Below are 24,815 nucleotides of genomic sequence, written 5' to 3'. Positions count from 1 at the left end.
GATGTTGGGGCCTAGTGCACATATCGATAGTTTTACCCGTGACAACCTGCCCGCAGCTGACCAATGGCCGGAGTTTCTGCTGGAGGGAGGTGAGTATCCTGACCACCTGAATGCCGCAGTAGAGTTGACGGATGCCATGGTTGCCAAAGGGTTTGGCGATAATACGGCATTGATCGGCAACGGGCGACGGCGCACCTATAAGGAACTGGCGGATTGGACCAATCGCTTGGCACATGTGATGAGCGAGGATCTTGGGGTGACACCGGGCACCCGTGTGCTGATCCGCTCAGCGAATAACCCCGCAATGGTAGCCTGCTGGCTCGCGGCGACCAAAGCCGGGGCAGTGGTTGTGAATACCATGCCCATGTTGCGGGCAGGCGAGCTTGCCAAGATCATTGACAAGGCGGAAATCAGCCATGCGCTGTGTGATACGCGGCTGATGGATGAATTGATTTCCTGCGCGAAGACCTCGGAATTTCTGAAATCTGTTGTGGGCTTTGACGGGACCTCCAATCATGACGCAGAGCTAGACCGCTTGGCGTTGGAAAAACCTGTGACCTATGATGCTGTCGCGACAGGGCGGGATGATGTGGCCTTGTTGGGATTCACATCTGGCACCACCGGATCGCCAAAGGCAACGATGCATTTTCACCGTGATCTGCTGATGATCGCGGATGGCTACGCGGCGGAGGTTCTGGGCGTGACGCCGGAGGATATCTTTGTTGGATCGCCGCCGTTGGCGTTTACTTTCGGGCTTGGTGGTCTGGCGATTTTTCCGCTGCGGTTTGGTGCAGCGGCGACCCTTTTGGAAGATGCCTCGCCGCCCAACTTGATTGAGATCATTGAAAAATACCGCGCAACCGTGTGTTTTACAGCGCCGACCGCATATCGTGTCATGCTGCGCGCGATGGCGGAGGGGGTGGATCTGTCTTCTCTGCGTGCTGCGGTCTCGGCGGGTGAAACACTGCCTGCGCCAGTCTATGAGGATTGGATGGCCCAAACCGGCAAACCGCTGCTGGATGGCATCGGCGCAACAGAGATGCTGCATATATTCATCTCTAACCGGTTCACCGATCACCGCCCGGCTTGCACCGGTAAACCCGTGCGTGGTTATCAGGTCCGGGTGCTGGGTGCTGATGGTAGCGAGGCCCCACGGGGTGAGGTTGGCAGGCTTGCGGTAAAGGGGCCGACGGGGTGTCGGTATCTGGCGGATACACGCCAGAGCGATTACGTCAATGATGGCTGGAATATTACCGGGGATAGTTTTGTGATGGATGCAGACGGCTATCTTCATTTTGCAGCACGAAATGACGACATGATCGTCTCAGCCGGCTACAATATCGCCGGACCAGAGGTTGAGGCGGCTTTGCTGTCCCATAAAGCGGTTGCCGAGTGCGCTGTAATTGGTGCTAAGGATGAGGCACGCGGTGAAATCGTGCAGGCCCATGTGCTACTTGCCGAGGGGAGCAGCCCGTCGGATGTATTGACCAAAGATCTGCAGGACCACGTGAAGGCAGCCATTGCGCCATACAAATACCCCCGTGACATTGTTTATACCGACGCGTTGCCCAAGACCGAAACCGGCAAAATTCAGCGGTTTCGACTGAAGGGCAATAGTTAGTCCAACAAGATGCAGACCGGTAGCACCTAAAGAACCGGCACGGACTTAAGGCGGTTGATAAGTGCGGGCGAAATGGTTTCCGGGCCATCGTTGAACTGTGCACGTGATATGAAATTCAGATGCCGCGACAGAAGTGTCAGTTTGTCGTCGGAGATTTCATCATAGAACGATTTCATATCGCTGCGTGACATCAGTTCTGCGATTTTGGAGCGATGGGCGGTGACTGCTGTGTCATGTAATGCCTTGATGCCCTTTAGACGTTTGAGCCGCGCCAATTCCTTCTTCGTTGCCGCGACACGGCGCTGAATGGAAAAATCTTGCTCCATATTGAAATTCATGCGCATCCAATAGGCGAGCCCCTGATCGCGTTCGACATGGTTCACCCGTCCACGATCCCGTTTGACCAGAAAGCTCTCGGTGCTGCGAACGGCGTAGTGGTTCAGCGTCACCATGTCATATCCGTGATCACGAATGCCAAAGCGCCAGCCTTGATCGGCCATATCCTCAGGCACGGGTTTTCCAGTGCCCGCGACCCAGTTTGCGAACCCGTCGATGCGGCGCTTGAGCGGGCGATGGACACCAATGCGATCATAGGCGCCGGCAACATAGTCACCTTTTGTCTTGAAAAGGGTTTTGATTCCCCAGGCCTGAATGGGGGCAGGGCAGTATTTCGGCGCGCAGTGGGTATGCTGCTGGGTCAGAAGAATATCATCGTATTGATCCCGGAAACTGTTGCCAAACAAGCGCCACTGCATCGAGATCATGTCGGGGTCATTGGTCGCGGCTATTAGGCTATCAAAGTCGCCGTCTCCGACGTGAATGTTTACGAACTCGTCCACATCCGAAACCAGAACCCATTCAGCCTCTCTGACCAGATCAAGGCTTTCTGCAAATTTCAGCGCACCTTTTTGCGGATTATAGCCGTTGCCCACCTGCTGATATGGGTTGTCCATCCGGGTCACATAACCCCGAAGGGCCAGCGCATCTAGCAACTCAACTGTGCCGTCGTCGCAATCGTTGGTGAAGACCAGAACATGGTCAAAGCCTATTGCACGGTGATGAGCGATCCATTCGAGGATAAAGGGCCCTTCGTTTTTCATGCAGGTGATGATCAGGCGGTTTGCTTTGGGCTTGGGTTTACTTGCCATGACCTAGCCGTCCGTCTCTGCGACTTCGGCGCGCAAGCGTTCAAGGGAGTTGCGTATGTTTTTCGCATTGCGCTTTTTCAGTGTGTATTCGCAGACTTGGATCGCCAGTTTCCGGTGGTTCCTTTCCTCGGCCTTCATGAGCAGATCATGCTGATAGCGCGGTAGATCGCGTCGCGCCCGGAGTAGTTGGTAAAACTGCTCACTGGTAAAGCCGCCTGAGCAGATTTCGCTGAGCATCGGTTTGAGGATTTCCATATTAGCCAGTGCTTGTGGCAGCTGATGACCAAAGAAAGGCATCCGCATTGTACGTATGTTGTCGCCCTTAAGTCGGCTCACCTGATCTACATCAGGGGCAAAGTAGGGATCATATAAAACGACCACATCATCAGCCAGATGAGTTGCTGCTGCTGCATCCGCATAGCGGTCATCCCAGTCTAGGCGCGCGGTCCAGCCCCAACGTGCCTCATTCGGTACAATGCGCCGATCCAATGTGGTTTGAGGTGCGATAGCAAAGACTTTGGATCCCGGTGCACACTGAGAGTATGTCAGCGCTCCAAAAGCCCCCATTGACGCGCCGTAGAACAGAACCTCATCAAATTGCTTGAAAAATCCGCTGTCGCGCAAACGATCAAAGCTGTCATGGACGAAGGGGTTGCGGAACCAGTTACGTTTCGAGCCAAGTACGCCAAGTACGGAACATCCGAGGGTTTGTGACAAGAGCTTGTAGCCCCAGGGCCAGCGTTGGCCGTCTTTCTGTTGTACCACGTGGATGTTGTCGAAGGTGACCACTAACCGCTTGCCGAAGGGTTCGAAAAACAGCGCGTTCTCCTCTCCCTCCCAAAAGAAGCCGGCCCTGTGCGCTGCATGCGCGCGCATCTCTGTGAACCGAGAATCGCTGTTGCCAGATGTCGCTGTGTCGGGAGCTTTGGGAAGCCAGATCGGTTCGTGATCGAGGGCGTTTGGAGCGGGTGTCTGGACGCGTTCCGGGGCTTTTTCTGCGACGGATGTAGGAGAGGACGGAGCCACTCTGTTATGAGGCACAGGAATAGATGATGCGCTCATGCCCCCTGAGCTGCGTTGCATTCGTTGCGCTAAAGCTGCGACATCAATGGATGCGCCCAGTTCTTTTTCACGGGTTTTAAGATCAGAAACCCGGATACGGCCCTGGATCATTTCTTTGAGAAGTTTCGTCTTCGCCTCGATCTGAGAGGGAGACAACAGCAGCGCCTCAGGTTCGGGGATATGGACGTCGCTCGGTGTTCCCGCTTCAGACTGATCCTCTAATTTGGTAAGGTAGATTGCATCCGGGCGCGCAACGTCGGTGAGGTTTTCATAGAGGGTCGCGTATTCTGGTTGTGACTTCAGGTCTTCAATCTTTGCCTGGTGCCATTGGACCGCATCTACATGTAGGGCAGCCAATTTTGGATCGGCCATCAAAGTATCCAGTTCAGCGTGCATCAGCGGCAGTCGGTTGTGCATCCGCGTGTCTGTCTCGGAAGCATAGTTGCGCCGGGCCCAGTAATCGATGCCTTGATCCTGCTCTGTATGATTGATCCGACCACGATCGCGTTTCACCAAAAAACTGTCGGCCGATCGCAGAACATAGTGGTTCAGCGTCGCCATACGGTACCCAAGCGAGCGTTTTGTGGAGCGCCAGCCGTTATTGGTCAACAACATCTCTGGCATGGTACGCCCGGAACCGTTGACCCAGCGCACCTGAGAGACGTTTTCTTCATCATTTATTTTCAACGGCCGATGTACGCCAATTTTTGTGTAGGGCGCAGACTTGTGCAGCATGCTTTTGAAGCCCCAGCCGAGACGGGGCTTGGGGATGAATTCTGGCGCGCAGGCGGTAAACTGCTCGATTATCGGACGGTCTGAATAATCAGAGATCCCGCCGTTGCCGAAAAACTTCCAGGTGAAAGAGATGACATTAGGGTTTCCGGACGCCTTGAACAGATCCGATAATGTTCCGTCGCCGACGTGTATATTTACAAATTCATCGACATCAATGGTCAGAACCCAATCCGCATCCTTGAATACGGGTTGTTTCATCGCATCTTCCAGCGCCATATGCTGGGGTTTTTTCCCCGAGGCAGGATCCCAAGGGTTAGCCATACGGGTGACAAGGCCTATTTCGGCCAGATGATCCAAAATTTCATTTGTATTGTCGAGACAGTCATTTGTGTAGACGAGGAAATGTTTAACTCCTATCGCTTTATGATAGGCGATCCATTCCAGAATAAATGGCGCCTCGTTTTTCATCGAGGTTAGGACGAGTATATTTTCATTTGAGATTGGTTCCGTCAGCGGCGGGAGGCGATCAGAAATCGTATCAGTTCGCAGCTCGAGATTGTCTATTGCGCGCTGATAATGCGGGCTTTGTACCAACGAATCCAGGGGCATGTTATGCGGCAAGGGCGGGGCAGTGCGAGGTGACGGTGCCTGACCTTTTGGAGCAACTCCGGCATTTGCTTTCGCGACCTCTGCCTGGGTTGCTTTTCCTTGCGGCGGGCGGTCCGGTATGGGCGCAGCGGCGGCATCAATGTCATGACGGACCAAGGCGCGACCCAGATAGCTGTCTGGGTGCGGGATGCCACCTTCGTGAGTGATCAACCGTCGGCTAAGTCGCCGGTTCCAAAGGTGCACACCATAACAGCCGTCATCGATTTTCTTCTCGACGATATAGCCTGGGGACAAGAGGTTACGCCGTTCTTTGAACGAAATCTGGAAAAACGCCATCTGTGGCTTCACATGTGCAATTTCACCTGTTTCATTCAGGAAATGAGTGAGGGCAGAAGGTCCCCAAACGCCCCATTTTAGTTCTGATACGTGGACCGGATTGCCTGCTGCATGTGCGGCCTCCAACTGGGCGCGTTCCTCTCCTTTGACCCACGGTGGGATCGGGTATTCGTTTTCGCAGAATTTGTTCAGCCGCTGCAGTGTTCTTGAGAACCGAGGTAGCCCCAAAACGGCATTGCAGACCAGACGCCCCGGTTTCTCCCACCCAAACACCCATTGGTCCTGAAAATCCCACGGGCGCACACAAAGAACATCCGCATCCACCCAGATTACATTCTGCATCGAGATCATTTTGTAACGGAACGCATCCGCATGAACCGCCGGCGATCCGGATACTTTATGGCGAATAAAATCCGAAGCTGGAAAAATAGCGTTTGCATCCATCAATTCCACACCGGGAGGGCAGTTTTCTACCGTTTCGTAGGTGTAGAGAATTGTGCGATGACCATGGTCCGCAAACGATTTCAGGCATGTCTGTTCAAGATAGCTGAGATTGCCACCAATCCAGAGTGAGGCGATTAATGGTAGGTCTGACATTTTTGTTTCCGCACTGCTTCTTTTATTGGTTGGCGAATTTTTATTTGTGTTCTTTAGATGGCTGAGCCCTTGCCGCTACCTGGTACGCGGATTTTCTGAAAAGCTCGATCTATGGCACATCGATGTTCCCTGCTTACCGGTCTTCTGGACAATGCTGATCCTCTAGGGGCTGTCGGAACTCGCGGCAAAAAGATGCACGGTTTCAGCTGCCTTCAATGCGAAATCCTCTGTGACCAAGGACGGGTTGAGGGCGTTCTGATATCGTCAGCATCTATATGTCGCGAGCGGCCAGCTGTCGTTGATTGACGTGACCCGGCATGTCATAGGCGGACGATACCGTACGTTCAGAGCGCATTCAAATGATTGTAAGCCACAAGCATAACTTTGTTTATGTGAAGCTTGGCATGTGCGCATGAAGTTCAATCGAACTTGCAGTCAGTGAATACTGCGGTCCGCAAGACATGATTACCAAACTGCGCCCGCGTGACGAATATCGGCGTGAAGGTTGTGTTGCGGAGGCTGTAAATTCACAATTTCAAAACATAAATTCGGGCGAAATAATCACCCTACAGAACCATTCCAGATATCGCGAGGCGCTGCGTTCCTATGGAGATGACATTGTCGACTATGACGTCATATGCTCCGAGCGGAACCCTTGGGAAATTTCTTCTGGAAAGGAAGTGGACGCCCAGAACGTCTTGTTGAGCCGCGTTTCAAGCGGTTTGTGAATGATAGGCGTTGGCCTCAGGGTTTCGAGGTCGCTTCACTGAATGACGTCCGTGTTGCCGACCATATCATTCGGGTGGAGCGGCTTAAGGAGGGCTACCGGGATGTTCTTGGTTCTCTTGGGATCATCATCGAGGACGAGATGCAGTTTCCGGCGTCCAGGGGATTTCAACGCCCCAAAGAAGCCACGCGCGAGGCTATGTTTATGCGCCCATGGGTGAACCGCAAGATTCTGGAAAGCAAAGATAATTTACGCTCGGTTCTGCCTTGCCAGTCCGGAGATCGCTCGCCACCCCATATCCACCTCAATGAAGAGCGCCTGGCGGTTCGATATCAATTTCCGGAGCAATATGATTGTGGCCTGGCCTATTGGGTACCGATTGATACCTATGCGTGACGCTGAAAAAAACTCACCGAGAATGCTGTCCTATCGGCGGCCACCTTGAACCCTTTGGGGTCAGAGATGTCGCAAGTTTAGGGGCGTGGGTTTTTTGATAGCCAAAATGGATCAGGTTCGCGATTGGAGTTAGCGGTTACCTTATTGCAATGGAATGTTCCGCTTTACACATTTTTAGGCGTATAAATGTCAAAGCCCAGACCAACCCGCTGTGCCGCGGCGTCGACCCCTGCCTGTTTGGCTTTGATCAGCGTACTTATCGTCTCGCATGCGAAGGTCTGCATTGGATGGGAAATCACCATGTTAAGGCTCCCATTGATCAAATCCGCACGGGTCTCATCTCTCCTTAGTCAGGGATTTTGGGACAGATGGCTGCCTTATCTAAGAAAGGGTCTGGCGCATCTGATTGGTTTGATTATGCGGCGGATTTGCGGTGAAGAGAGCGTCGCGTTTCGATGGTCTTCCGTTTGATCCTTTATCGTTGTTTCAGAATGGTTTTGCGCCGTCCGAAGTAGACGTCAGCCGGGGTGAGGTTCTTCAGGCTCTCGTGGTAGCGCTGGTTGTTGTAATGATCGACAAAGGTGTCGATCGGTTGCCTGAGGTGACCGGTCAGGTCGTAGTTTTCCGGAAGGATGCGGGTTTTAGCGTCTGATGCCAGCGCGCGATCTTGCCCTGGGTTTGCGGGTGGGTTTGCGGGTGATAGGGTGATACGGTGCGCCACGGAGGTGATCCATCTGTTGATCTTCAAGCCAATCAGCCAATTCACCAGATATGTAACGCGCCCCCCTTGTCACTGAGCAGGCGCGGCCATGCAGAATCGTCGCCTGATCACAACCCGAATCCTGCAGCGCCAGGTTGAGCGCATCAGTCACATCGCCAGACTTCATCCTCGTGCAAAGCTTCCCGGCGACGATGTCCCGGCTGTAGTCGTCGAGGATCGTGCTGAGATGGAACCTGCCCCAGCCGATCACTTTCAGATAGGTAAAGCCGGTCTGCTACAGCTCGTTGGGACGCGTTGTCTTGTCTTTGAACTCGTTTGCGGCCGACAGAACCACATAGGCCGGACCGGCTGGAGACTGCGATTCCAGACCCGTGACGGCTTGGGACTGCGATCCTCAAACGCTTAAGGGCCGCCGGCCAGATACCGGTCGTACCAACGGTAGAAAGTGGTTCTGGGGATGCCGAGCTTATCAAGCGTTCGTTTCGTCGGCAGGTGCGAACCTTCGAAGAAACGGATGATCTCGAGTTTTTCGGATGCGGGGTAGCTCATTCGTAGTCGTCCCCATCCGCGATTATGCTTTTTTTGAGCCGTCGAAGTTCCAAGGCCTGCTCAGCGACGACCTCTTTCAGATCACGGGTTTCCCGACGCAGATCCTTTAGCTCAGTCTAGGTCGCGGCGCGGGCTGTGTCGCCCGCCAAGGTGTTTCTTACCAGCTTCGAGAAACGCCTTGGACCAGCTCTAATACAGGCTCTGTGCAATGCCTTCGCGGCGGCACATGTCTTCGCCTTTCAGACCGTCCAACACGATCCTGATCTTCTCTTCCGCTGAATACTGTTTGCATGTCGCACGGCGAATGTCTTCGACGCCTTTTCGCCGTGGCTCCGCTTCGTGCTGGGTTTCTGTCTCATCTCCACTCCCTGGTCGTTGCGATGCGCCAGAAACTCTCTCTTATCAAATCACCCTAAACTGTCACATCCGCGCTGACGTCAAATACCCTTGGCTGACGCACCTGGCGTTACGGCACTGCCAACAGACATGCAGGTGATTGGTGCGGTGCAGCGTGCTGCTACCGATGACACTGTGGTGATGTGTGCGGCTGGGACCATGCCAGAGGAATTGCATAAGCTTTGGAAATCCACACGCCCTATATCCTACCATATGGAATACGGCTTTAGCTGTATGGGTTACGAAATCATAGGCGCTATGGGTATCAAGATGGCCCGTCCTGAACGGGACGTGATCTGCTTTACCGGTGACGGCACCTATATGATTGCCAACTCCGAGATGGCGACCGCACAGCTAGTATGGGGATTTCCTTCACTGTCGTGGTTACGGATAATCGCGGCTAGGGCTGCATCAACCGGTCGCAGATGGGCACCAGTGGCGCTGAGGTTTAACAACCTTCTCAAGCACACGATCCACGATAAGCCTTCGAACATTGACTTTCCCGCGCATGCTGCCGCAATGGGGGCGACAAGCGTCAAGGTAGGCTCAATCGTTGAGATGGAAGAGGCATTGACAAAATGCGGTGATATCAAAGGCCCCTACGTCATTGTCATCGACACGGATCCCTATCCCAGCACTGAACGGGGTGGGACATGGTGGGATGTTGGTGTGCCCTCAGTATCTGGACGCGCTGAAGTGAACGCCGCACGGGAAAAATACGAAACCCAGAAGCAGTCACAAAGGGTCCAATAATGGCAGTGCAAGTTGGGATATCCCTCATCGCATGGCAGAATGACGATCTGCCTGATCTAACGGCGGCCTTCACCACCGAAGGCGCAATGGAGGATGCAGGCCGCATCGGCTACACAGGCGTAGAACGCGGTCGTCGGATGCCCGCGGATACCAAGGCGTTACAAACCTATCTTGAGCGCTATGGCGTTGCGCTTTGTGGCGGTTGGTGTTCCGGCAATCTGCTGGTCACCTCTGTCGCTGAAGAGAAGGAGGCGATCCACCAGCAGGTCGATCAGTTTGCTGCGCTGAATGCGCCTTGTATCGTCTATGCGGAATGCTCCAACACTATCCAAGGTATGAGAAGCACGCCGGTGTCGCGGCGGCCCAAGCTCACGCGGGATGAGGTAATGGCTTATGGTGCCAGACTCTCAGATCTTGCGAAATGGTCTGAAGATCAAGGCGTTGTCCTGAGTTACCATCACCACATGGGCGCGATCATTCAAGACTCCGATGACATCGATTGGCTGATGGACGGCTCGACTGACGAGCTGACGCTACTCTACGACACCGGACATCTGCACTTTGCAGGGGCCGATCCGGTATCTGTTCTGGATAAGTGGGGCCATCGTGTCCATCACGTCCACTTCAAGGATGTGCGTCAATCGGTTCTGGATTGGGTGCGTGCTGAGGATCGCAGCTTTTTGGATGGTGTGGCGGCAGGCGTTTATTCTGTTCCGGGCGATCCCGAAGGCTGCATCGACTTTCAAGGGATAACGGACAAGCTCAAGTCGCTTGGCTATGCCGGGTGGATCGTCGTGGAGGCCGAACAAGATCCAGCCAAAGCCCCGCCCTTTGAATACTCCAAATTGGGCTACGACTACATCATCGACATTTGCGGCCGTTCCGGCCTAACCCTCCAAACATGAGGCCAGATATGCCTGATCTTCTCAACAAGCCTTTCGGCGCTCGCGGTAAAGTACATCAAATCACACCGGAAAGCGCCGGCTGGCGCTATGTGGGTTTCTCACTCTACCACTTGAAGGCAGGAGACAACGCCAAGGAGATGACGGGCGACCGTGAGGTCATCTTGGTTCTGGTCGAAGGTAAAGCGCGGATCATTGGCGCCGGTCAGGATTGGGGTGTGCTGGGCGAGCGAATGAACGTGTTCGAAAAAACACCACCGCATTGTTTGTACCTACCCAATGGCACCGAATGGGAGGCCACGGCTCAGACCGATTGCATCATCGCCGTCTGCACCGCCCCTGGAATCGGCGGCCATGACGCGCGCCGGATCGGGCCGGACGGCATCACCTTGACGGAACGTGGAAAAGGGACCAACACGCGCTACATTAACAACATCGCCATGGAGAATGAGGACTACTGTGACAGCCTGTTGGTGACTGAAGTCTTCACACCTGCAGGGCATTGGTCGTCGTTCCCCAGCCATCGCCATGATGAGGACGATTACCCTCGCATTACTTATCTGGAAGAGACCTACTACCACCGCCTGAAGCCCGCATCAGGTTTTGGTATTCAGCGGGTCTATACGGACGATGGGCAGCTGGACGAGACGATGGCCGTAAGTGACGGCGATGTGGTCTGCGTACCGCGCGGTCACCATCCTTGCGGCGCACCCTATGGATTTGAAATGTACTACCTGAACGTCATGGCAGGACCGAAACGCAAGTGGCGCTTTGTTGCGGCACCCGAGGTCGAATGGATCATGGAACGGGATGCCTGATTGATCACTTCTCAATCCGGGTAGGGCCTAGGGATATCCGGTTTGCGGAAGGCCGAATTCATCGTGCCTTACATATATGAGCGCTTTGGACGAACTGAGTGAAGGCGCTGCTCGTCCAAAGCGGTTTCGCATCGAATAATTGACGAACATGGATATTGGCGGACGGTTTGACGATATTTCATCACTGCAAAAGGGCCGATGGCCACACCAAGTGCCGATTTTGCCACCGCGTTTATTTGTGCTGTGCGGCCCAGACCTTCTTCAAGGCAGCGTACGGCCTCGTTTGTATACGGGCAGAAGAAACGATTTAGGGCGAAGCTGCTCTGATCTTTACAGCGGATCGCGGTTTTCTGGGTCTGTTCCAGAAACGGTAGTGCTGTATCAATGGTCGCGTCTGAGGTCTCTAGCCCCCGGATGACTTTGACCACAGGGGTGATCTCGGTAGGGCTAAAGTCATGCATACCGCAGAAACGGCCTTTGTGCGTTAGCGCTTCGGCTATATCAGTCACCTGCTGAGCGCTCGTATTGGTCGCCAATGCCGCGTCCGGGCGCACTATAGTCTCCAGTAGTGAAAAGACGTCTTTCTTAACATTCAGGTCTTCAAAAATGGCCTCTATCACCAGACCAGCCTTGGACAGCCCACCCATCGTCTTCACGGTTGTCAGACGGGAAGAGACAGTTCGCGTCTCTTCCTCTGTAATCCGACCCTTTTCGACCTGCCGGGCCAGATATGTCACCAGTTTTGCCTGTGCACGATCCAACGCCGCGTCGGAGTTGTCCGACAGCACGGTGTCAAAACCACCCATCACAGTCGAAAGAGCAATGCCGCTGCCCATGGTGCCTGCGCCCAATACTCCAATCGTTCTCATGGTTATGTAGCATGTGGGTTTTCGACGACTACGGCAATGCCCTGACCACCGCCTATGCACATGGTTGCAAGACCATAGCGGCCGCCGGTGCGGCGTAGCTCATAGATCAGCTTGATCAGAATGACGGTACCTGAGGCACCAATCGGATGGCCGAGCGCAATTGCACCGCCGTTGGGATTGGTGATCTCCGCCGGAAAATCGAGCTCTTCTGCTACACCGCAAGCCTGCGCTGCAAAGGCTTCGTTGCTTTCAATGACGGCTAGATCCGCTACGGTCAGGCCAGCAATTTTCAAAGCCTTTTGGGTCGCCGGGATTGGGCAAACCCCATGACTTCGGGCGCGACGCCGCCGACAGAGGTCGCGCGGATAACGGCCAATGGTGCGTTGTCTGTCGCATCTGCCGCAGCCAGAACCAGAGCAGCAGCCCTGTCCTTGATACCTGACGCATTGCCCGCGGTCACGCTGCCGTCCTTTTTGAACGCAGGGCGCAACTTTGCCATATCCTCGGATTTCATGTCCTTCCGCACGTGTTCATCGGTATCGAATACAGTTGCGCCCTTACAAGACCTCAGTTCGACTGGTAGGATTTGATCCTTGAAATACCCTGCCTCCATAGCGCTGGCAGCGCGCTGGTGACTTTCGACAGCCAATGCGTCCTGCGTTGCACGGCTGATGCTCATCCACTCTGCGATGTTCTCTGCAGTTACGCCCATGTGCCCGTTACCAAAGGGATCGGTCAACGCGCCGGTTATCATGTCGACAGCGGTGACATCAGCCATCTTTGCACCAAAACGGGAGGCGTTCATCCGATGGCCGACGCGGCTCATGTTTTCGACGCCACTTGCCAATGCTATATTGGCGTTGCGGAGCGTGATCTGCTCAGCGGCAGTCACCACGGCCTGCAAGCCGCTGCCGCAGAGACGATTCAAAGTCAGAGCCGGAGAGGCAACAGGCACTCCCGCGCCAATCGCAGTGACACGGCTGATGTACATGTCTTGGGGTTCGGTATGTATCACATTGCCAAACACGCTGGTCTCAATCTGTTCAGGCGTAACACTCGCGCGGGCAATTGCTTCTGATGCGACTTTGGTGGCCAGCGCGCAGAGGGCAATCTTGGCGAGAGATCCGCCGAAGCTGCCGATAGCGGTGCGTACACCAGACAGGATGGCGATATTCATAGGTGAAGGCGTCTGTGTCATTTAGTTTCCTGGAGACCTAGGAAGGCCAGTACGGTGTGCCGAACCATGGACCTTTGGTTGAAGCGGCAACTGCGGTTTGGTTTCAGCTGCCGAAGAAGGTCCTAACTGGAAGACCAGGTTGAGTAGGTGTTTGGCCCTAGGATAATGGGCATATGGTAGAGGTTGTCTGCATCTGGCATGTCAAACCGCAGGACAATTTGTCGGATATGCCGAACTGTCGAAGGACCGATATTCTTTGTCGCCCAATAAGGACCTGTCTCAAAGACCAGCTCATATGTCGCGTTGGGATCGATCTTGTCCGGGTCGATGTCTTCCCGCAGTCGGCGACCGGCGTCGGTACAGAGAGACGTTGATGCCATCTGCATGGCTGCCATCAACGCCGTTCAAACTGTGTGAGGATACCGTCGCCATTACTCGATTGAGGCCTTGTCGCGTTTGCCGGCAGTCGCTGCCACGATTGGGCTGATCACGCCGCGGCACTTAACGTTGACGCAGGCCGCCTTGCGGCTGGCAATAGCGCGCTGAATTGCGCCAGATAGCTCTTCGCGTTTGGTGACCATTTCGCCGTAGCCACCCATGCCCTCAAACAAGGTGTGAAACGGGATATCGCGGAAATCGGTGGCATAGTGCTGACCGTTGCCAAACAGTTTTTCCTGCAGCCGACTGATGCAATCCAAGCCACCATTGTTGTCGATCACCACAACAATCGGCGGGTTTTCCCGAAAACATGCTTCGACCGACAATCCACCGGATAGAAAGGCGCCGTCGCCGGAGATTACAACCACGGTTTTGTCGGGGTGTACGTTCTTGGCCGACAGGCCAAACGAAACTCCGACACCCTGCAGACTGTAGTTGCCCGGATGTAGGATGCCGCCTAGTTTTAAGCCACGTTTGGCAGCTATGTTGGTTGCGATTTCGTTCCAGAAATGGGTGTTACCGCCAACGAAGACCAGCCAGTCACTATCATTGATTTCGGCCTGTACATCGACACCCAGTTGCAACGGGTGCATTTTTCTGCCCTCGGCCTGATCCTTGGCGGTTTCCTCTTCCAGATGGGCGCTCCATTCCTTCACCCATTCGGTACGGCGCTGCACCTGTAGATCGAACCAAGCATCCCAAGTCTTGTCCAGATCACCCATAGCATCCAAAAAAGCGCCCGGATCGGACAACAATGGCATGTCCGACCCGTGGTTGTAATCCAGCTCTCCATGGCCTGCGATCACTACGGGGCGCTCCGCGTTATTGATAGCCTCCAACACAGGCGCTAGCGCGTCTGGATCGGACCATGCGCGCGGCAGGGGTTGCGCAGTGCGGTCAAATGAGCGCTCCTGCAGGCCGACATTTTCGGCGAAGGAGGAGAACATGATATCCACCGGCAGTGCCAGATGTACCGGGCCGGGGTAGCCGGTGAGGAAATGCATAAAAAGGCCCATCGCTACTGTTTCGTCGCGAATTCAATCAGTGCCAAGATGACGATTACCCCTGTGGTCTGACTCGGGCCCTATAGGGGAGGTCAGAAGCCTTGTGAGACTGTTGCTCCACAGCAGTAGATCGCTAACTTCCACAGCTTTGACGGTCTATGTGAATACGCCAACTGTCTACGTGTTGCGCATGCCTGGGCTGGGGGACTGACGCACCGAAAGCGCGTCAGCCAGAAGATGTATCGGTTGTTTTATTCCGGTTGAGCATTGTGTGAATAGGTACTCAATCTGCTAACACCGCTGTAATCCGATGGCCTCAGATCGGCCGCTATTCAGCCGCTTTTAGCTCGGTGTCGATCTGGATGGTCAAATTCCCCACCGGGATGCTGCTACCGACACCGAAATCTGCTGGATCGATTGCGCCCTGTGCAGAGAAAGCCACCCAATCGCCCTTGTAGTAGTCGAAGAACTGGCCAACCGGATGAGCACCGAGATGGGTGAGACGGGCCTGTAGTTGCACGGGCTTGGTCACACCATGCAGGGTCAGATCACCGGTGATTTCGGCAGTATCCTCACCAGTCAGTACGACATTGGTGCTGGCAAAGGTGATTTCCGGATAGGTGTCTGTGTTCAGGAAATCCGGGCTCTTTGCATGCTTATCCATGGCCTCTACGCCAGAAAAGAAGCTGTCGGCTGCAATGGTGGCTGTAATGCTGGCTGTATCAGGGCTTTTGGGATCTAGGTCCAAGGTGCCGCTAACTGTTGTGAATTCGCCGTGCTGCATGGAAACGCCAGCGTGGCTCCAGCCGACACGGACCTCTGTGTGGCCGGGGTCAGTTAGATAGGTTTCCGCAGTAGCGGCACCAGCCGTGATTGCGAACATGGTCAGAGCGCCAAGAAGATGGAGTTTGGTCATAGTGTTTCCTTTTGGATGTGTGTTGAACTTTGATGTGTGTTTAATGAACAAGCGCTGTCAGAACATGCCGTTGGTGTGGGCGAATTCCGTAGGGATTTCCTGAACCGCGTCCCAATGTTCGGCGATTAGCCCGTCCTCGACGCGCCACAGATCGTAGAAAGCAACGGGTGTGCCGTCGTATATCCCCTCAGCCTGAGTCATCACGAAATTGCCCTCAGCCACGACATTGTACAGCGCTGTGTAGGCAAAGGAGATGTCGCTTTCCGCCAGGCCGTTGATAAAGCTTTTCAGCCCATCGCGGGTATCGGGCACATAGGGGCTGTGCTGCATGTAATCGGCACGGATGTAGTCGTCGATGGCCGCAAGATTGCCACCCATCAGAACATCTTGGACCAGTTTCGTGACCAGCGTTTTGTTGGAGTCGGTCTTGTCCAGATCAGTGATTTCGGTTGTGCCGCCGGTCATGGAACGGCCGTTTGCAGTGTCGGCCACATCGTCCTGGATTGCGTCCCAATGCTCTACAACTTTGCCGTTTTCGAAACGAAACAGATCAATCACCACTTTGGGGCCCATAAACTCGGCTGCCTGATGGATTACGACAAACTTCTCATCTGCAAACACCCTTAGTGGGTTTACCTCAACTGGCGGCTCCAGAGTTTCCAGAAAATCGACAAATCCCAAAAGACCTTCACGGCCATCCGCGGCCAATGGGTTATGCTGGATATAGTTTTCAGCGACATGAGAGAGAATGAATGCTCGATCCCCCTTCGCCAGGCCTTGCTCTAGCAGTGCAACAGCGGTCGCCTTGTTGTCCGCGGGAGTGGCAGCTGCCACACTGCCAATTGAGGTGGTTAGGAGGGCAGCTGCCGCTGCCGCCGTCGTTTTCGCGATGCTCATCTTGGTTTCTTTCGAAGTGATTGCGTGAGTCGATATATTCAGTTACTAATAATAACTATAAAATTTAGTTGGAAGTAGGCACTTTTTAGTAACTAAGGGGGATGTATGAAACGGCGTGAAGAAATTGAACAAAGGTTGGGATTGGATCTCTGTCCAATTCGCACAGTGCTGGCGCAGATCAGTGGTAAATGGAGCTTGCTGGTCATTCTGCTGTTGCGGGATGGCGAATACCGGTTCTCTGCAATTCAGCGGGCGATCCCGGATGTATCTCAGCGGATGCTGACACAGACGCTAAGGCAGTTGGAACGGGACGGGCTGGTAACACGTAAGGTCACACCAGTTATTCCGCCGCGCGTAGACTACACAATCACCGATCTGGGCAGATCGCTGTTTGAACCGATTGGTGCCATGGCGGCTTGGGCTGTGGAGAAACAACCGGAAATCGAGTCAGCGCGAGAACGTTACGACCTTGCTGGTTAGAACCTGGTAGTGGACCAAGACGGTAGCCTCGGTCCACTAGGTCAGGTGAACATCACTTGGATATAGGTGTATTCCTTTAGACCTTCTTCGCTGAACTCCACGCCCAGTCCAGAGGATTTCACACCGCCAAAGGGCGCATTCGGCTGAATGGCGCCGTGCTTGTTGATCCAGACAGACCCGCATTCCAGCCGCGCCGCGACGCTGCGCGCCGTGGCTGTATCTCTGGACCATACCGACCCGCCCAGCCCGTTGGGGCTGTCGTTGGCGGCGGCTATCGCCTCTTCCACGTCGCGGTATTTGATCACCGGCAGAGCCGGGCCAAACTGTTCCTCATCTACCAGTGGATCGCCATTGCTGAGACCTGTGATGATGGTCGGTTCAAAGAACAGCCCCTCACCGGGGTTGCCGCCCAGCAGGACGTGCCCGTTGCGACTGGCGGCAGCCACCAAACGCGATAGTTTGGCGTGCTGCGCAGGGTTTTGGACAGGGCCGAGAATGGACGCTTCGTCAGAGCCGGGCCCAACCGGGATGCTGCGCGCAAATTCTACCAGCGCGGCGCACACCGCATCGTGGATGTCCTCATGCACATATAGACGCTTCAGCGCGGCGCAGGTCTGGCCGTTGTTGATAAAGGCGCCCCAGAACAATCCTTCGGCAATCGCCTGGGGATCGGCGTCGGGCAGCACGATGCCCGCGTCGTTGCCGCCCATCTCCAGCGTCAACCGTTTCATCGTCGGTGCCGCCGAGGCCATGATTTCCTGCCCCGTGGCACAGGAGCCGGTGAAGACGATCTTGCGGATGCCCGGATGGGTGGACATCGCTGCCCCCAGATTCTCAGCCTGGTCATCGCCGGTGACACAGTTCAGGACGCCTGCAGGCAGCACCTCGTTCAGCAGCCCCACCAGCCATAATGTGCTGAGCGGCGTCAGCGGCGAAGGTTTGATCACCACGGTATTGCCGGTCCGCAGCGCTGGCAGGATGTGCCAAACCGCAATCATTACCGGGTAGTTCCAAGGGGTGATTGATGCGACCACACCCAGCGGTTTGCGGTGCAGCTCTATCCGGCCTTCGGAATCCTCCTGCAGCACCTTGACCGGCAGCGATAGTTCTGCGGTGTATCTCGCCCAGGCCTGGGCACCGCCCATTTCAAACCGGGAGCCAAGCCCGTTGAGCGGTTTGCCTTGCTCGGCAGTGATCAATTGGGCCAGCTCTTCGGCACCGGCTGACTGGCTGCTGGGAGATCGAGGCTATGACGCAGATTGGTTCCGCGAAGCCCTTAATGACAGGGGAATAAAGTCCTGTCCCAGGTCGAAAGTCACGCGACAAGCCTGTCCGATACGACAAGCGCCGCTACAAACGACGCAACCGCATTGAGATCATGTTCGGATGCCTGAAGGATTGGCGGCGCGTCGCCACCCAATATGACAGATGCCCAAAGGTGTTCCTCTCGGCCATCGCTCTCGCTGCAACGGTCCTATTCTGGCTGTAAATCAATGAGTCTGGAGCCTAACAACAGGGGCTGTATTTTTGCTCATTTCTCCCAAACGCTGCTGTTAGAGGCACCATTCTCGAACGAACACTCTGCAACCGGTCGAATTTTAACTCGGAGTTTTATTAACTTTGGTGTTAGCGTTCGGATGAGAGCCGTCGCTAAGCTAACAAGTGCTCTTGTAATAAGAGATAAATGAAGCCCGTAGAAAACAGACCTGACAGGATATTCATTTCAAACTGGGAGGAACGATATGAATCTGAGACCTGATCCGACATTCCATGCATCGCCAAAACTTGCAATGGAAGCGCCTATTGAAAACTACGCCTTTACAGTAATGCTAAGCCCTGATGGCTCGCAATCCGATGGTATTGCCGTCATTGACCTCAAGCCTGGCTCAGACACCTATGGTCAGATTGTCCATCAGGTGATTGTGCCCAACAAAGGTGATGAATTTCATCACTTCGGCTGGAACGCTTGTTCATCTTCTCTTTCTCCACTTTCGGGTCACGCCTTCCTTGAGCGACGATATCTGATTGTGCCGGGCATTCGCTCCTCGCGCATTTATGTCATCGACGTAAAAGAGCCGCTCAAAGCCCATATTCACAAGACGATAGAGCCTGAGGAATTGTTCTCCAAGACGGGCTATTCCCGCCCCCATACGATCCATTGCGGCCCCGAAGGCATTTATGTCTCTTGCTTGGGTGGAGGTGGCGAAGATGGCACCGATGGCCCTCCGGGTATCTTTATCATGGATTGCGAAACCTTCGAGATCATCGGTCAATACGAGATGGACCGAGGCAAGCAAGACAAACACTATGACTTCTGGTGGAACCTGCCGCAGGACTACATGGTCAGTTCCGAATGGGGGCTACCACCGCAGTTCGAGAACGGCGTCGTACCCGAGGATTTGCTGTCCAATAAATATGGGCACTCGATTCACTTCTGGGATCTGCGTGCGCGAAAAAATATTCAGACCATGGATTTTGGCGACAACTACCAGATGGCTCTGGAAATACGTCCCGCGCACGATCCAACCAAGTCATATGGGTTCTGCGGCGTCGTGGTGGATACGACCAACCTGCAAGGGGCTATCTTTACGTGGTGGCGCGACGACGACGGCGTGTGGCAATCCAAGAAAACCATCACTATTGATCCGCGTCCTGAAGACCCTGCAAACCTGCCCCCACTCCTGCAAGGTTTTAGCGCCGTTCCACCGCTGGTCACTGACATCGACCTTAGCTTGGATGACAAATACCTGTATGTGGCGTGCTGGGGCTTGGGGGAAATGCACCAGTATGATGTAAGCGACCCGATGAATCCTGTACTTGCAGGCAAGGTTGAACTGGGTGGTATCGCAAAAGGTGAGAACCACACAAACGGCAAACCCTTTGCCTACGGGCCGCAGATGGTTGAAATCAGTCGCGACGGCAAACGTGTATACTGGACAAACTCGCTCTACTCTACTTGGGACGACCAGTTTTACCCTGATGACGAAGGCGGGCAGATGGTAATGGCCGACGTGGGCGAGAATGGTGGCCTGACGCTTAACAAGGATTTCTACATCGATTTCCCGAAGGGGCTAAGGTCACACCAGATCCGGCTTGAAGGTGGCGACTGCTCCACCGACAGTTTTTGCTACCCATCTGTCTAAATGGTTGATGAACTTGCTTCTGCGACGGCCCTCTGGGGGGCCGTCATTTTTTCGGGCTTCTATCATGGTGTTAACCCTGGAATGGGCTGGCCGCTTGCTGTCTCCGCAGCTCTGATGGAACGTGATCCCAAAGCCATGCCAAAGGCATTGGCGATGCTTGCCCTTGGACATTTTCTGGCAATGGTCGGTATTTTGCTACCGTTTACATTGATGATTATGCTGATCGAGTGGGAGGTTGAAATTCGCATTGCTGCGGGCCTTTTGGTCATCGCAATGGGGATCTATCTGCTTATCAACAGGCGGCATCCGAAATTCCTGGCGCGGGTGCATCCAGCGCGTTTGGCACTTTGGTCGTTTCTCGCGGCTATGGCGCATGGCGCGGGGCTGATGTTGGTCCCGATCTATCTGGGCATCTGCGCCATTGGTGCGACTGAGACAGGCCACTTGGCAGCGCAAAATCTAATGGGTGACAACATCGTCACAGCTTTTGCAGTCGCCGCTGTACATACGTTCTCCATGACGATCGCTGGCGGAGTGATTGCTGTGGTGATCTATTTTTGGCTTGGTCTCAAATTTCTTTCACGCACATGGTTTAACTTGGATGTGGTTTGGGCGTCGAGTTTGATTTTGGTCGGAGCATTCGGCATTTACTCAGCTTACATGCCGCACTGAGACTGCATCTTGTTTAATTTGCGAATTTGGATTTCCGCACCTGTCAGTCAACAGGCTCAGCGCGCCGATGACGCTGCAATAGGACCGCCCCAGTTCGGTGTTTTCTGACGGTGGGACAGTGTGATGTAGCAGGGCGTGGCCCGGGCTGCCTGAAGAGCCGCACAAGGCTTTCGACGAAATTCGCTGTTTGGCTGAGAAACATCCCAAGTGAACCCTACCAGTTCAGGCAGATTTGGATAACGGCATCACCGAAATTCTGTAGTCGGCCAACCGCAGAGAACCTGCTCCTCTTGGCTGGGACAAGCGGGAAGACTCTCGTCGTGGGAGGGGGGCTGTCACACATCTTTTCCCGACTTCTTGGAAAACCGATCAGTTTAACTGAAAGTGGCAAACAGCTATCGCGTTTACGTTTCTTCCACTGTGATACGCGATGCCGCCTCGGCGATCTTGGAACGTAGCCACATATGGGGCGCGGATACATGGGTCCTTGCAGTCCAATAGAGGTCGATCGCGAACTGGGCCAGAAAAGGGCAGGGAACCGACGCCACTGAGCTCCCAAACATCTGGCTGATACGGGAGGGGACCGTGGCAATCATATCTGTGCGCGCCAGGAGCTCGGGCAGGTTTGCCGGGCTAGGTATTTCCAGCACTGTATTTGGCACATGTCCGGCGGCTTCCATTACAATCAGAAACTTGGACCGGAAGTTTCCACCATAGTTCACGACAACTTGCGGCGCGTTGACAAATTGCTCAATGCTCAGTCTGTCCTTGGCCAGAGGGTTCGATGGATCCATGACGCAGGCATATTCTTCTTGCAAGAGCGACCTTTTGTAGTAGCCGGTGTCCTCGATTTTGATCGGACCAATCAGAATATCGCTTTCGGAGCGCAACAACTGCTGTTTGCCCTGCGCAGATGATGAGATCACCTTGAGTTTGATACCCGGGGCCTCACGTCGGAGCGTCCGTATGACATGGGGCAAGATGGTTACGCGCTCGTAGTAGTTGCAGCTGAGGCCGATTTCGACCGAGGCTTCGCCCGGGTCAAACTTCCGTTGGGCGGTCATTGTTTCAAACTGATTGATCAGCTGTTCGGCTTGGGCCGCGATTTCATGGCATCGTTCGGTTGCCACCATACTGCTGCCTTGTCGCACAAATAGCGGATCTCTGAACACGTCTCGTAAGCGTGTCATCGTGTAGCTGATTGTCGATTGGGTCACACCGAGCGTTTCGGCTGCGCGTGAGAAACTCCCATGGGCATAGACCAATCGCAGGGTGCGCAGAGCAGTGAAGTCCAAAGCAAGGGGATCTGGTGGCATTATGCATCCTATCGAATTTTTCGAACCACACTATCAAATCCATCGGATTGCCCAATGAGAAATCGCTGCCTACCGTTTCAAACCACCGCATTCTTAGGACCTAATATGCCCTTATCCAGCTTACAGGCGATCCCTGTTGACGATCAGATCGCGATCGCTCAGCTGACGGAAGACCCATATTCGATCTACAAACGCCTGCGGGCCCAGTCGCCAGTCTTACGCATTCCCTCCATCAACAGAATTTTGCTGACCAAAGCGGCGGACACGAGACAGGTCAAAGAAAACTGGGAACTGTTCAGTTCAAATGACCCGCGCACTCCTATGAGGCGTGCCTTTCAGGCCGACACGTTGATGCGTAAGGATGGTGAAGCTCATAAACGAGAGCGCAATGCCATGGCTCCGGCCTTTGCGCCCCGTAACATCACCGGATGTTGGCAAGATATTTATACACAAGTGGCAGAAAACTATATCGGGCGACTGCCACGCGGCGAAACGGTTGATTTGTTTTCCGCACTCGCGGCACCACTGTCAGCCCGTTGCCTAACCCATCTTCTGGGCATTCCGGAGGCGTCAGACCAAGAGATGATCCACTGGTCACAGGCGTTGATTGACGGGGCAGGCAATTTCGGCAATGCGCCTGAACTTTATGATGTCTCGGACCGTGCCAACACGGCAATGGACGCGTTGTTCGACAAGTGCATCAAACGGGTCAGTGCCACGCCCGATCAATCCGCGTTATCGGCCATGGTCAACGCGGATCACCCAATCGAGAAAAGCCAGATCCATGCCAATATCAAGATCGCAATTGGGGGCGGAATAAACGAGCCGCGTGATGCGCTGCTCACCATTCTCTATGGGTTGCTTACAAACCCTGAGCAATTTGAGGCCTGCAAGGCCGACACGCTTTGGAATGCTGCTTTTGAAGAGGGGATACGCTGGGTGGCCCCGATACAGGTCAGTTCGCGCCTTGCGATGGAAGACACCGAAATCCGCGGTCATGCGATTGCCAAAGGCGAAGTGGTGATGACTTCGCAAGCCTCAGCCTGTCACGATGAGGATCTGTATGACAGGCCGGAAGAGTTTAATATCTTTCGCCCCAAAACACCCCACCAGGCATTCGGGAATGGCCCGCATTTCTGCCAGGGCACCCATATCGCCCGAAGGATGTTGGCGCAGATCGTTCTTCCGATGCTGTTTGACCGGTTTCCAAAGATGAGTTTGCAGGACCCCGGTGCAGTCAAGTTTTGGGGATTTGGTTTTCGCGGGCCACTCAGCCTGCCTGTTACGCTGAACTGATAAAGCACGAGATATAAAAAAGGGAGGAACCACATGAAACGTCTTACAAGCCTCAAATTCGCGGCGACTGCTGTGTTGGCTATTGGGCTTATGCCTGCAAGCGCACTGGCGCAGGAGGTTACACTTAACCTGCACCAGTTCTTGCCGGCACCGGCAACGGTGCCGAAACATATTCTCAAACCCTGGGCAACCGCCGTTGAGGAGCGTGCAGGTGGCAAGCTAAAGATCGAACATTTCGACTCAATGGCCCTTGGCGGCAAACCATCGGGGCTGATGGACCAGGCCATTGACGGCGTGGCTGATATCATCATGACTGTTGTAGGATATACCCCTGGCCGCTTCCCACAAACCGAAGTTTTCGAGCTGCCCTTTATGATGACCGATCCGGTGGCCACATCAAAAGCATTTCAGGATTTGGTCGAAACGGACCTGCAGGACGGTGAGTACAAAGACGTCAAGGTTCTGGGGGCGTGGGTTCATGGTCCGGGCGTTATCCATACAGCGTCTGCTGTGAAACAGGTTGAAGACCTGGAGGGGCTAAAGATACGTGCACCAACGCGTGTCATCAACGACATGCTCAAGGAACTGGGGGCAACGCCGGTCGGGCTCCCTTTGCCTGCCATTCCCGAGGCCCTGTCAAAAGGGGTGGTTTCGGGCACAGTGATCCCATGGGAAGTCACGCCTGCGATCAAACTCTCTGAGCTGGTTACACACCATACAGAGTTTGTTGGAGAGGAATCTCTTTATACCGCTACGATTGTTCTGGCTATGAACCGAGCCAAGTATAACAGCCTGCCTGAAGACATCCGTGCCGCGATTGATGCAGAATCCGGACTTATTCTTTCTGAGATGGCTGCCAGAGTGATGTGGGAGAAAGATGCGCCCGGCAGGGAAATTGCCGAAGATGCGGGCAATACAATCATCCAGCTGTCCGAGGCTGAGGTCGCCCGGTTTAAGGACCGCTCCCGGCCGGTTGTTGATCGTTGGGTGGCGGAAATGGATGCCAAAGGCATAGACGCCCGCGCGCTCATAGCTAAGGCAAAAGGCCTGATCGAAAAACACGGCGGCTAAACGCTGAACTCTAGATCGCAAAGGTGCTAAGCGGCACCTTTGCGATATGGAGCTAACAACTGGGACGTCAGGAATAGGCCTCCCAGTATTTTTGCATGCGGTATTGTTACATCAAATACTTGGCTGGTTTTGCACTGAACGCTTAGCGTGCCTAAGTCGGTGTCTT

At 54.4% G+C, this 24,815-nt stretch carries 19 protein-coding genes and 3 pseudogenes; 11 read left to right on the top strand and 11 right to left on the bottom strand.

Features of this window, described 5'->3' with window-relative positions:
• Position 1 precedes the first annotated feature (1 nt).
• Positions 2 to 1,621 carry an AMP-binding protein gene (locus ACEWZM_RS03470; protein WP_414005121.1) on the top strand — a complete coding sequence of 540 codons (1,620 nt, stop codon included), beginning with the start codon at positions 2 to 4 and terminating at the stop codon, positions 1,619 to 1,621.
• A 26-nt stretch (positions 1,622 to 1,647) separates the two neighbouring features.
• Here ACEWZM_RS03470 and ACEWZM_RS03465 read toward each other — a convergent pair whose 3' ends face one another.
• Together ACEWZM_RS03465 and ACEWZM_RS03460 are read right to left on the bottom strand one after the other, a co-directional pair.
• A complete protein-coding gene (locus ACEWZM_RS03465; protein ID WP_414005120.1) occupies positions 1,648 to 2,769 on the bottom strand; it encodes a glycosyltransferase family 2 protein in 1,122 nt (373 codons plus the stop codon).
• Positions 2,770 to 2,772: 3 nt separating this feature from the next.
• The gene (locus ACEWZM_RS03460; RefSeq protein WP_414005119.1) at positions 2,773 to 6,108 is read right to left on the bottom strand and encodes a glycosyltransferase family 2 protein; all 3,336 of its coding nucleotides are present in this window, start codon (positions 6,106 to 6,108) and stop codon (positions 2,773 to 2,775) included.
• A 637-nt stretch (positions 6,109 to 6,745) separates the two neighbouring features.
• Here ACEWZM_RS03460 and ACEWZM_RS03455 point away from each other — a divergent pair.
• The gene (locus tag ACEWZM_RS03455) at positions 6,746 to 7,231 is read left to right on the top strand and encodes a hypothetical protein (protein WP_414005118.1); all 486 of its coding nucleotides are present in this window, start codon (positions 6,746 to 6,748) and stop codon (positions 7,229 to 7,231) included.
• A gap of 475 nt (positions 7,232 to 7,706) precedes the next feature.
• On the opposite strand, the pseudogene ACEWZM_RS03450 reads toward ACEWZM_RS03455, so the two are convergent.
• Positions 7,707 to 8,860: pseudogene (locus ACEWZM_RS03450) on the bottom strand (DDE-type integrase/transposase/recombinase).
• Between the two features lie 88 nt (positions 8,861 to 8,948).
• Here ACEWZM_RS03450 and ACEWZM_RS03445 point away from each other — a divergent pair.
• Genes ACEWZM_RS03445 through iolB form a run of 3 tightly spaced genes read left to right on the top strand, consistent with a single transcriptional unit; the run spans position 8,949 to position 11,370 of the window.
• The gene (locus ACEWZM_RS03445) at positions 8,949 to 9,650 is read left to right on the top strand and encodes a thiamine pyrophosphate-dependent enzyme (RefSeq protein ID WP_414005117.1); all 702 of its coding nucleotides are present in this window, start codon (positions 8,949 to 8,951) and stop codon (positions 9,648 to 9,650) included.
• Positions 9,650 to 10,555, top strand: a complete 906-nt coding sequence (gene iolE, locus ACEWZM_RS03440) for a myo-inosose-2 dehydratase (protein ID WP_414005116.1) — start codon at positions 9,650 to 9,652, stop codon at positions 10,553 to 10,555. Before ACEWZM_RS03445 ends, iolE begins: the two co-directional genes overlap by 1 nt.
• Positions 10,556 to 10,563: 8 nt before the next feature.
• Positions 10,564 to 11,370 carry a 5-deoxy-glucuronate isomerase gene (gene iolB, locus ACEWZM_RS03435; protein WP_414005115.1) on the top strand — a complete coding sequence of 269 codons (807 nt, stop codon included), beginning with the start codon at positions 10,564 to 10,566 and terminating at the stop codon, positions 11,368 to 11,370.
• A gap of 68 nt (positions 11,371 to 11,438) precedes the next feature.
• Here iolB and ACEWZM_RS03430 read toward each other — a convergent pair whose 3' ends face one another.
• The 6 genes and pseudogenes from ACEWZM_RS03430 to ACEWZM_RS03400 form a co-directional block, all read right to left on the bottom strand.
• A complete protein-coding gene (locus ACEWZM_RS03430; protein ID WP_414005114.1) occupies positions 11,439 to 12,239 on the bottom strand; it encodes a 3-hydroxyacyl-CoA dehydrogenase family protein in 801 nt (266 codons plus the stop codon).
• A 2-nt stretch (positions 12,240 to 12,241) separates the two neighbouring features.
• Positions 12,242 to 13,416, bottom strand: a pseudogene (locus ACEWZM_RS03420) (acetyl-CoA C-acyltransferase).
• 122 nt (positions 13,417 to 13,538) lie between these two features.
• Complete coding sequence (locus tag ACEWZM_RS03415) at positions 13,539 to 13,802, bottom strand: hydroxyisourate hydrolase (RefSeq protein ID WP_414005111.1); 264 nt, start codon at positions 13,800 to 13,802, stop codon at positions 13,539 to 13,541.
• Between the two features lie 45 nt (positions 13,803 to 13,847).
• A complete protein-coding gene (locus ACEWZM_RS03410; protein WP_414005110.1) occupies positions 13,848 to 14,858 on the bottom strand; it encodes a thiamine pyrophosphate-dependent enzyme in 1,011 nt (336 codons plus the stop codon).
• Positions 14,859 to 15,186: 328 nt separating this feature from the next.
• Entirely contained in the window at positions 15,187 to 15,774 is a 588-nt protein-coding gene (locus tag ACEWZM_RS03405) for a YceI family protein (protein ID WP_414005109.1), read from the bottom strand.
• A 57-nt stretch (positions 15,775 to 15,831) separates the two neighbouring features.
• Positions 15,832 to 16,671, bottom strand: a complete 840-nt coding sequence (locus ACEWZM_RS03400) for a nuclear transport factor 2 family protein (protein ID WP_414005108.1) — start codon at positions 16,669 to 16,671, stop codon at positions 15,832 to 15,834.
• A 105-nt stretch (positions 16,672 to 16,776) separates the two neighbouring features.
• On the opposite strand from ACEWZM_RS03400, the gene ACEWZM_RS03395 reads away from it, so the two are divergent.
• A complete protein-coding gene (locus ACEWZM_RS03395) occupies positions 16,777 to 17,151 on the top strand; it encodes a winged helix-turn-helix transcriptional regulator (RefSeq protein WP_414005107.1) in 375 nt (124 codons plus the stop codon).
• A 41-nt stretch (positions 17,152 to 17,192) separates the two neighbouring features.
• On the opposite strand, the gene ACEWZM_RS03390 is transcribed toward ACEWZM_RS03395, so the two are convergent.
• Positions 17,193 to 18,350, bottom strand: a complete 1,158-nt coding sequence (locus ACEWZM_RS03390; protein WP_414005106.1) for an aldehyde dehydrogenase family protein — start codon at positions 18,348 to 18,350, stop codon at positions 17,193 to 17,195.
• A 22-nt stretch (positions 18,351 to 18,372) separates the two neighbouring features.
• Here ACEWZM_RS03390 and ACEWZM_RS03385 point away from each other — a divergent pair.
• The 3 genes and pseudogenes from ACEWZM_RS03385 to ACEWZM_RS03375 form a co-directional block, all read left to right on the top strand.
• A pseudogene (locus tag ACEWZM_RS03385) lies at positions 18,373 to 18,640 on the top strand (transposase); the annotation flags it as partial.
• 253 nt (positions 18,641 to 18,893) lie between these two features.
• Positions 18,894 to 20,294, top strand: coding sequence for a selenium-binding protein SBP56-related protein (locus ACEWZM_RS03380; protein WP_414005105.1), 1,401 nt, complete (start codon positions 18,894 to 18,896; stop codon positions 20,292 to 20,294).
• The gene (locus ACEWZM_RS03375; RefSeq protein WP_414005104.1) at positions 20,295 to 20,966 is read left to right on the top strand and encodes a hypothetical protein; all 672 of its coding nucleotides are present in this window, start codon (positions 20,295 to 20,297) and stop codon (positions 20,964 to 20,966) included. It abuts the gene before it with no gap.
• 404 nt (positions 20,967 to 21,370) lie between these two features.
• Here the strand turns inward: ACEWZM_RS03375 and ACEWZM_RS03370 are convergent, their stop codons facing one another.
• Positions 21,371 to 22,282 carry a LysR family transcriptional regulator gene (locus tag ACEWZM_RS03370; protein ID WP_414005103.1) on the bottom strand — a complete coding sequence of 304 codons (912 nt, stop codon included), beginning with the start codon at positions 22,280 to 22,282 and terminating at the stop codon, positions 21,371 to 21,373.
• A 105-nt stretch (positions 22,283 to 22,387) separates the two neighbouring features.
• Here ACEWZM_RS03370 and ACEWZM_RS03365 point away from each other — a divergent pair, with 105 nt between their 5' ends.
• Positions 22,388 to 23,578 (top strand): cytochrome P450, encoded by a 1,191-nt coding sequence (locus ACEWZM_RS03365; RefSeq protein ID WP_414005102.1) that lies wholly within the window; start codon positions 22,388 to 22,390, stop codon positions 23,576 to 23,578.
• 33 nt (positions 23,579 to 23,611) lie between these two features.
• Positions 23,612 to 24,649: a TRAP transporter substrate-binding protein gene (locus ACEWZM_RS03360; RefSeq protein ID WP_414005101.1), complete on the top strand. Its 1,038-nt coding sequence runs from the start codon at positions 23,612 to 23,614 to the stop codon at positions 24,647 to 24,649.
• Positions 24,650 to 24,815 lie beyond the last annotated feature (166 nt).

Source organism: Phaeobacter cretensis, assembly GCF_047372505.1.
GTDB lineage: Bacteria > Pseudomonadota > Alphaproteobacteria > Rhodobacterales > Rhodobacteraceae > Phaeobacter > Phaeobacter cretensis.
The sequence above is the reverse complement of the archived record's forward strand: the minus strand, read 5'-3'. Positions and strand labels throughout refer to the sequence as shown.

Bases quoted from the DNA above. Each gene is read 5' to 3' on its own strand.
- ACEWZM_RS03410 (WP_414005110.1), bottom strand. From the start codon at position 14,858: ATGCATTTCCTCACCGGCTACCCCGGCCCGGTACATCTGGCACTGCCG.
- iolE (WP_414005116.1), top strand. From the start codon at position 9,650: ATGGCAGTGCAAGTTGGGATATCCCTCATCGCATGGCAGAATGACGAT.
- ACEWZM_RS03455 (WP_414005118.1), top strand. From the start codon at position 6,746: ATGCTCCGAGCGGAACCCTTGGGAAATTTCTTCTGGAAAGGAAGTGGA.
- ACEWZM_RS03400 (WP_414005108.1), bottom strand. From the start codon at position 16,671: ATGAGCATCGCGAAAACGACGGCGGCAGCGGCAGCTGCCCTCCTAACC.
- ACEWZM_RS03395 (WP_414005107.1), top strand. From the start codon at position 16,777: ATGAAACGGCGTGAAGAAATTGAACAAAGGTTGGGATTGGATCTCTGT.
- ACEWZM_RS03380 (WP_414005105.1), top strand. From the start codon at position 18,894: ATGAATCTGAGACCTGATCCGACATTCCATGCATCGCCAAAACTTGCA.
- ACEWZM_RS03415 (WP_414005111.1), bottom strand. From the start codon at position 13,802: ATGCAGATGGCATCAACGTCTCTCTGTACCGACGCCGGTCGCCGACTG.
- ACEWZM_RS03360 (WP_414005101.1), top strand. From the start codon at position 23,612: ATGAAACGTCTTACAAGCCTCAAATTCGCGGCGACTGCTGTGTTGGCT.
- ACEWZM_RS03375 (WP_414005104.1), top strand. From the start codon at position 20,295: ATGGTTGATGAACTTGCTTCTGCGACGGCCCTCTGGGGGGCCGTCATT.
- ACEWZM_RS03460 (WP_414005119.1), bottom strand. From the start codon at position 6,108: ATGTCAGACCTACCATTAATCGCCTCACTCTGGATTGGTGGCAATCTC.
- ACEWZM_RS03430 (WP_414005114.1), bottom strand. From the start codon at position 12,239: ATGAGAACGATTGGAGTATTGGGCGCAGGCACCATGGGCAGCGGCATT.
- iolB (WP_414005115.1), top strand. From the start codon at position 10,564: ATGCCTGATCTTCTCAACAAGCCTTTCGGCGCTCGCGGTAAAGTACAT.
- ACEWZM_RS03370 (WP_414005103.1), bottom strand. From the start codon at position 22,282: ATGCCACCAGATCCCCTTGCTTTGGACTTCACTGCTCTGCGCACCCTG.
- ACEWZM_RS03405 (WP_414005109.1), bottom strand. From the start codon at position 15,774: ATGACCAAACTCCATCTTCTTGGCGCTCTGACCATGTTCGCAATCACG.
- ACEWZM_RS03365 (WP_414005102.1), top strand. From the start codon at position 22,388: ATGCCCTTATCCAGCTTACAGGCGATCCCTGTTGACGATCAGATCGCG.
- ACEWZM_RS03465 (WP_414005120.1), bottom strand. From the start codon at position 2,769: ATGGCAAGTAAACCCAAGCCCAAAGCAAACCGCCTGATCATCACCTGC.
- ACEWZM_RS03470 (WP_414005121.1), top strand. From the start codon at position 2: ATGTTGGGGCCTAGTGCACATATCGATAGTTTTACCCGTGACAACCTG.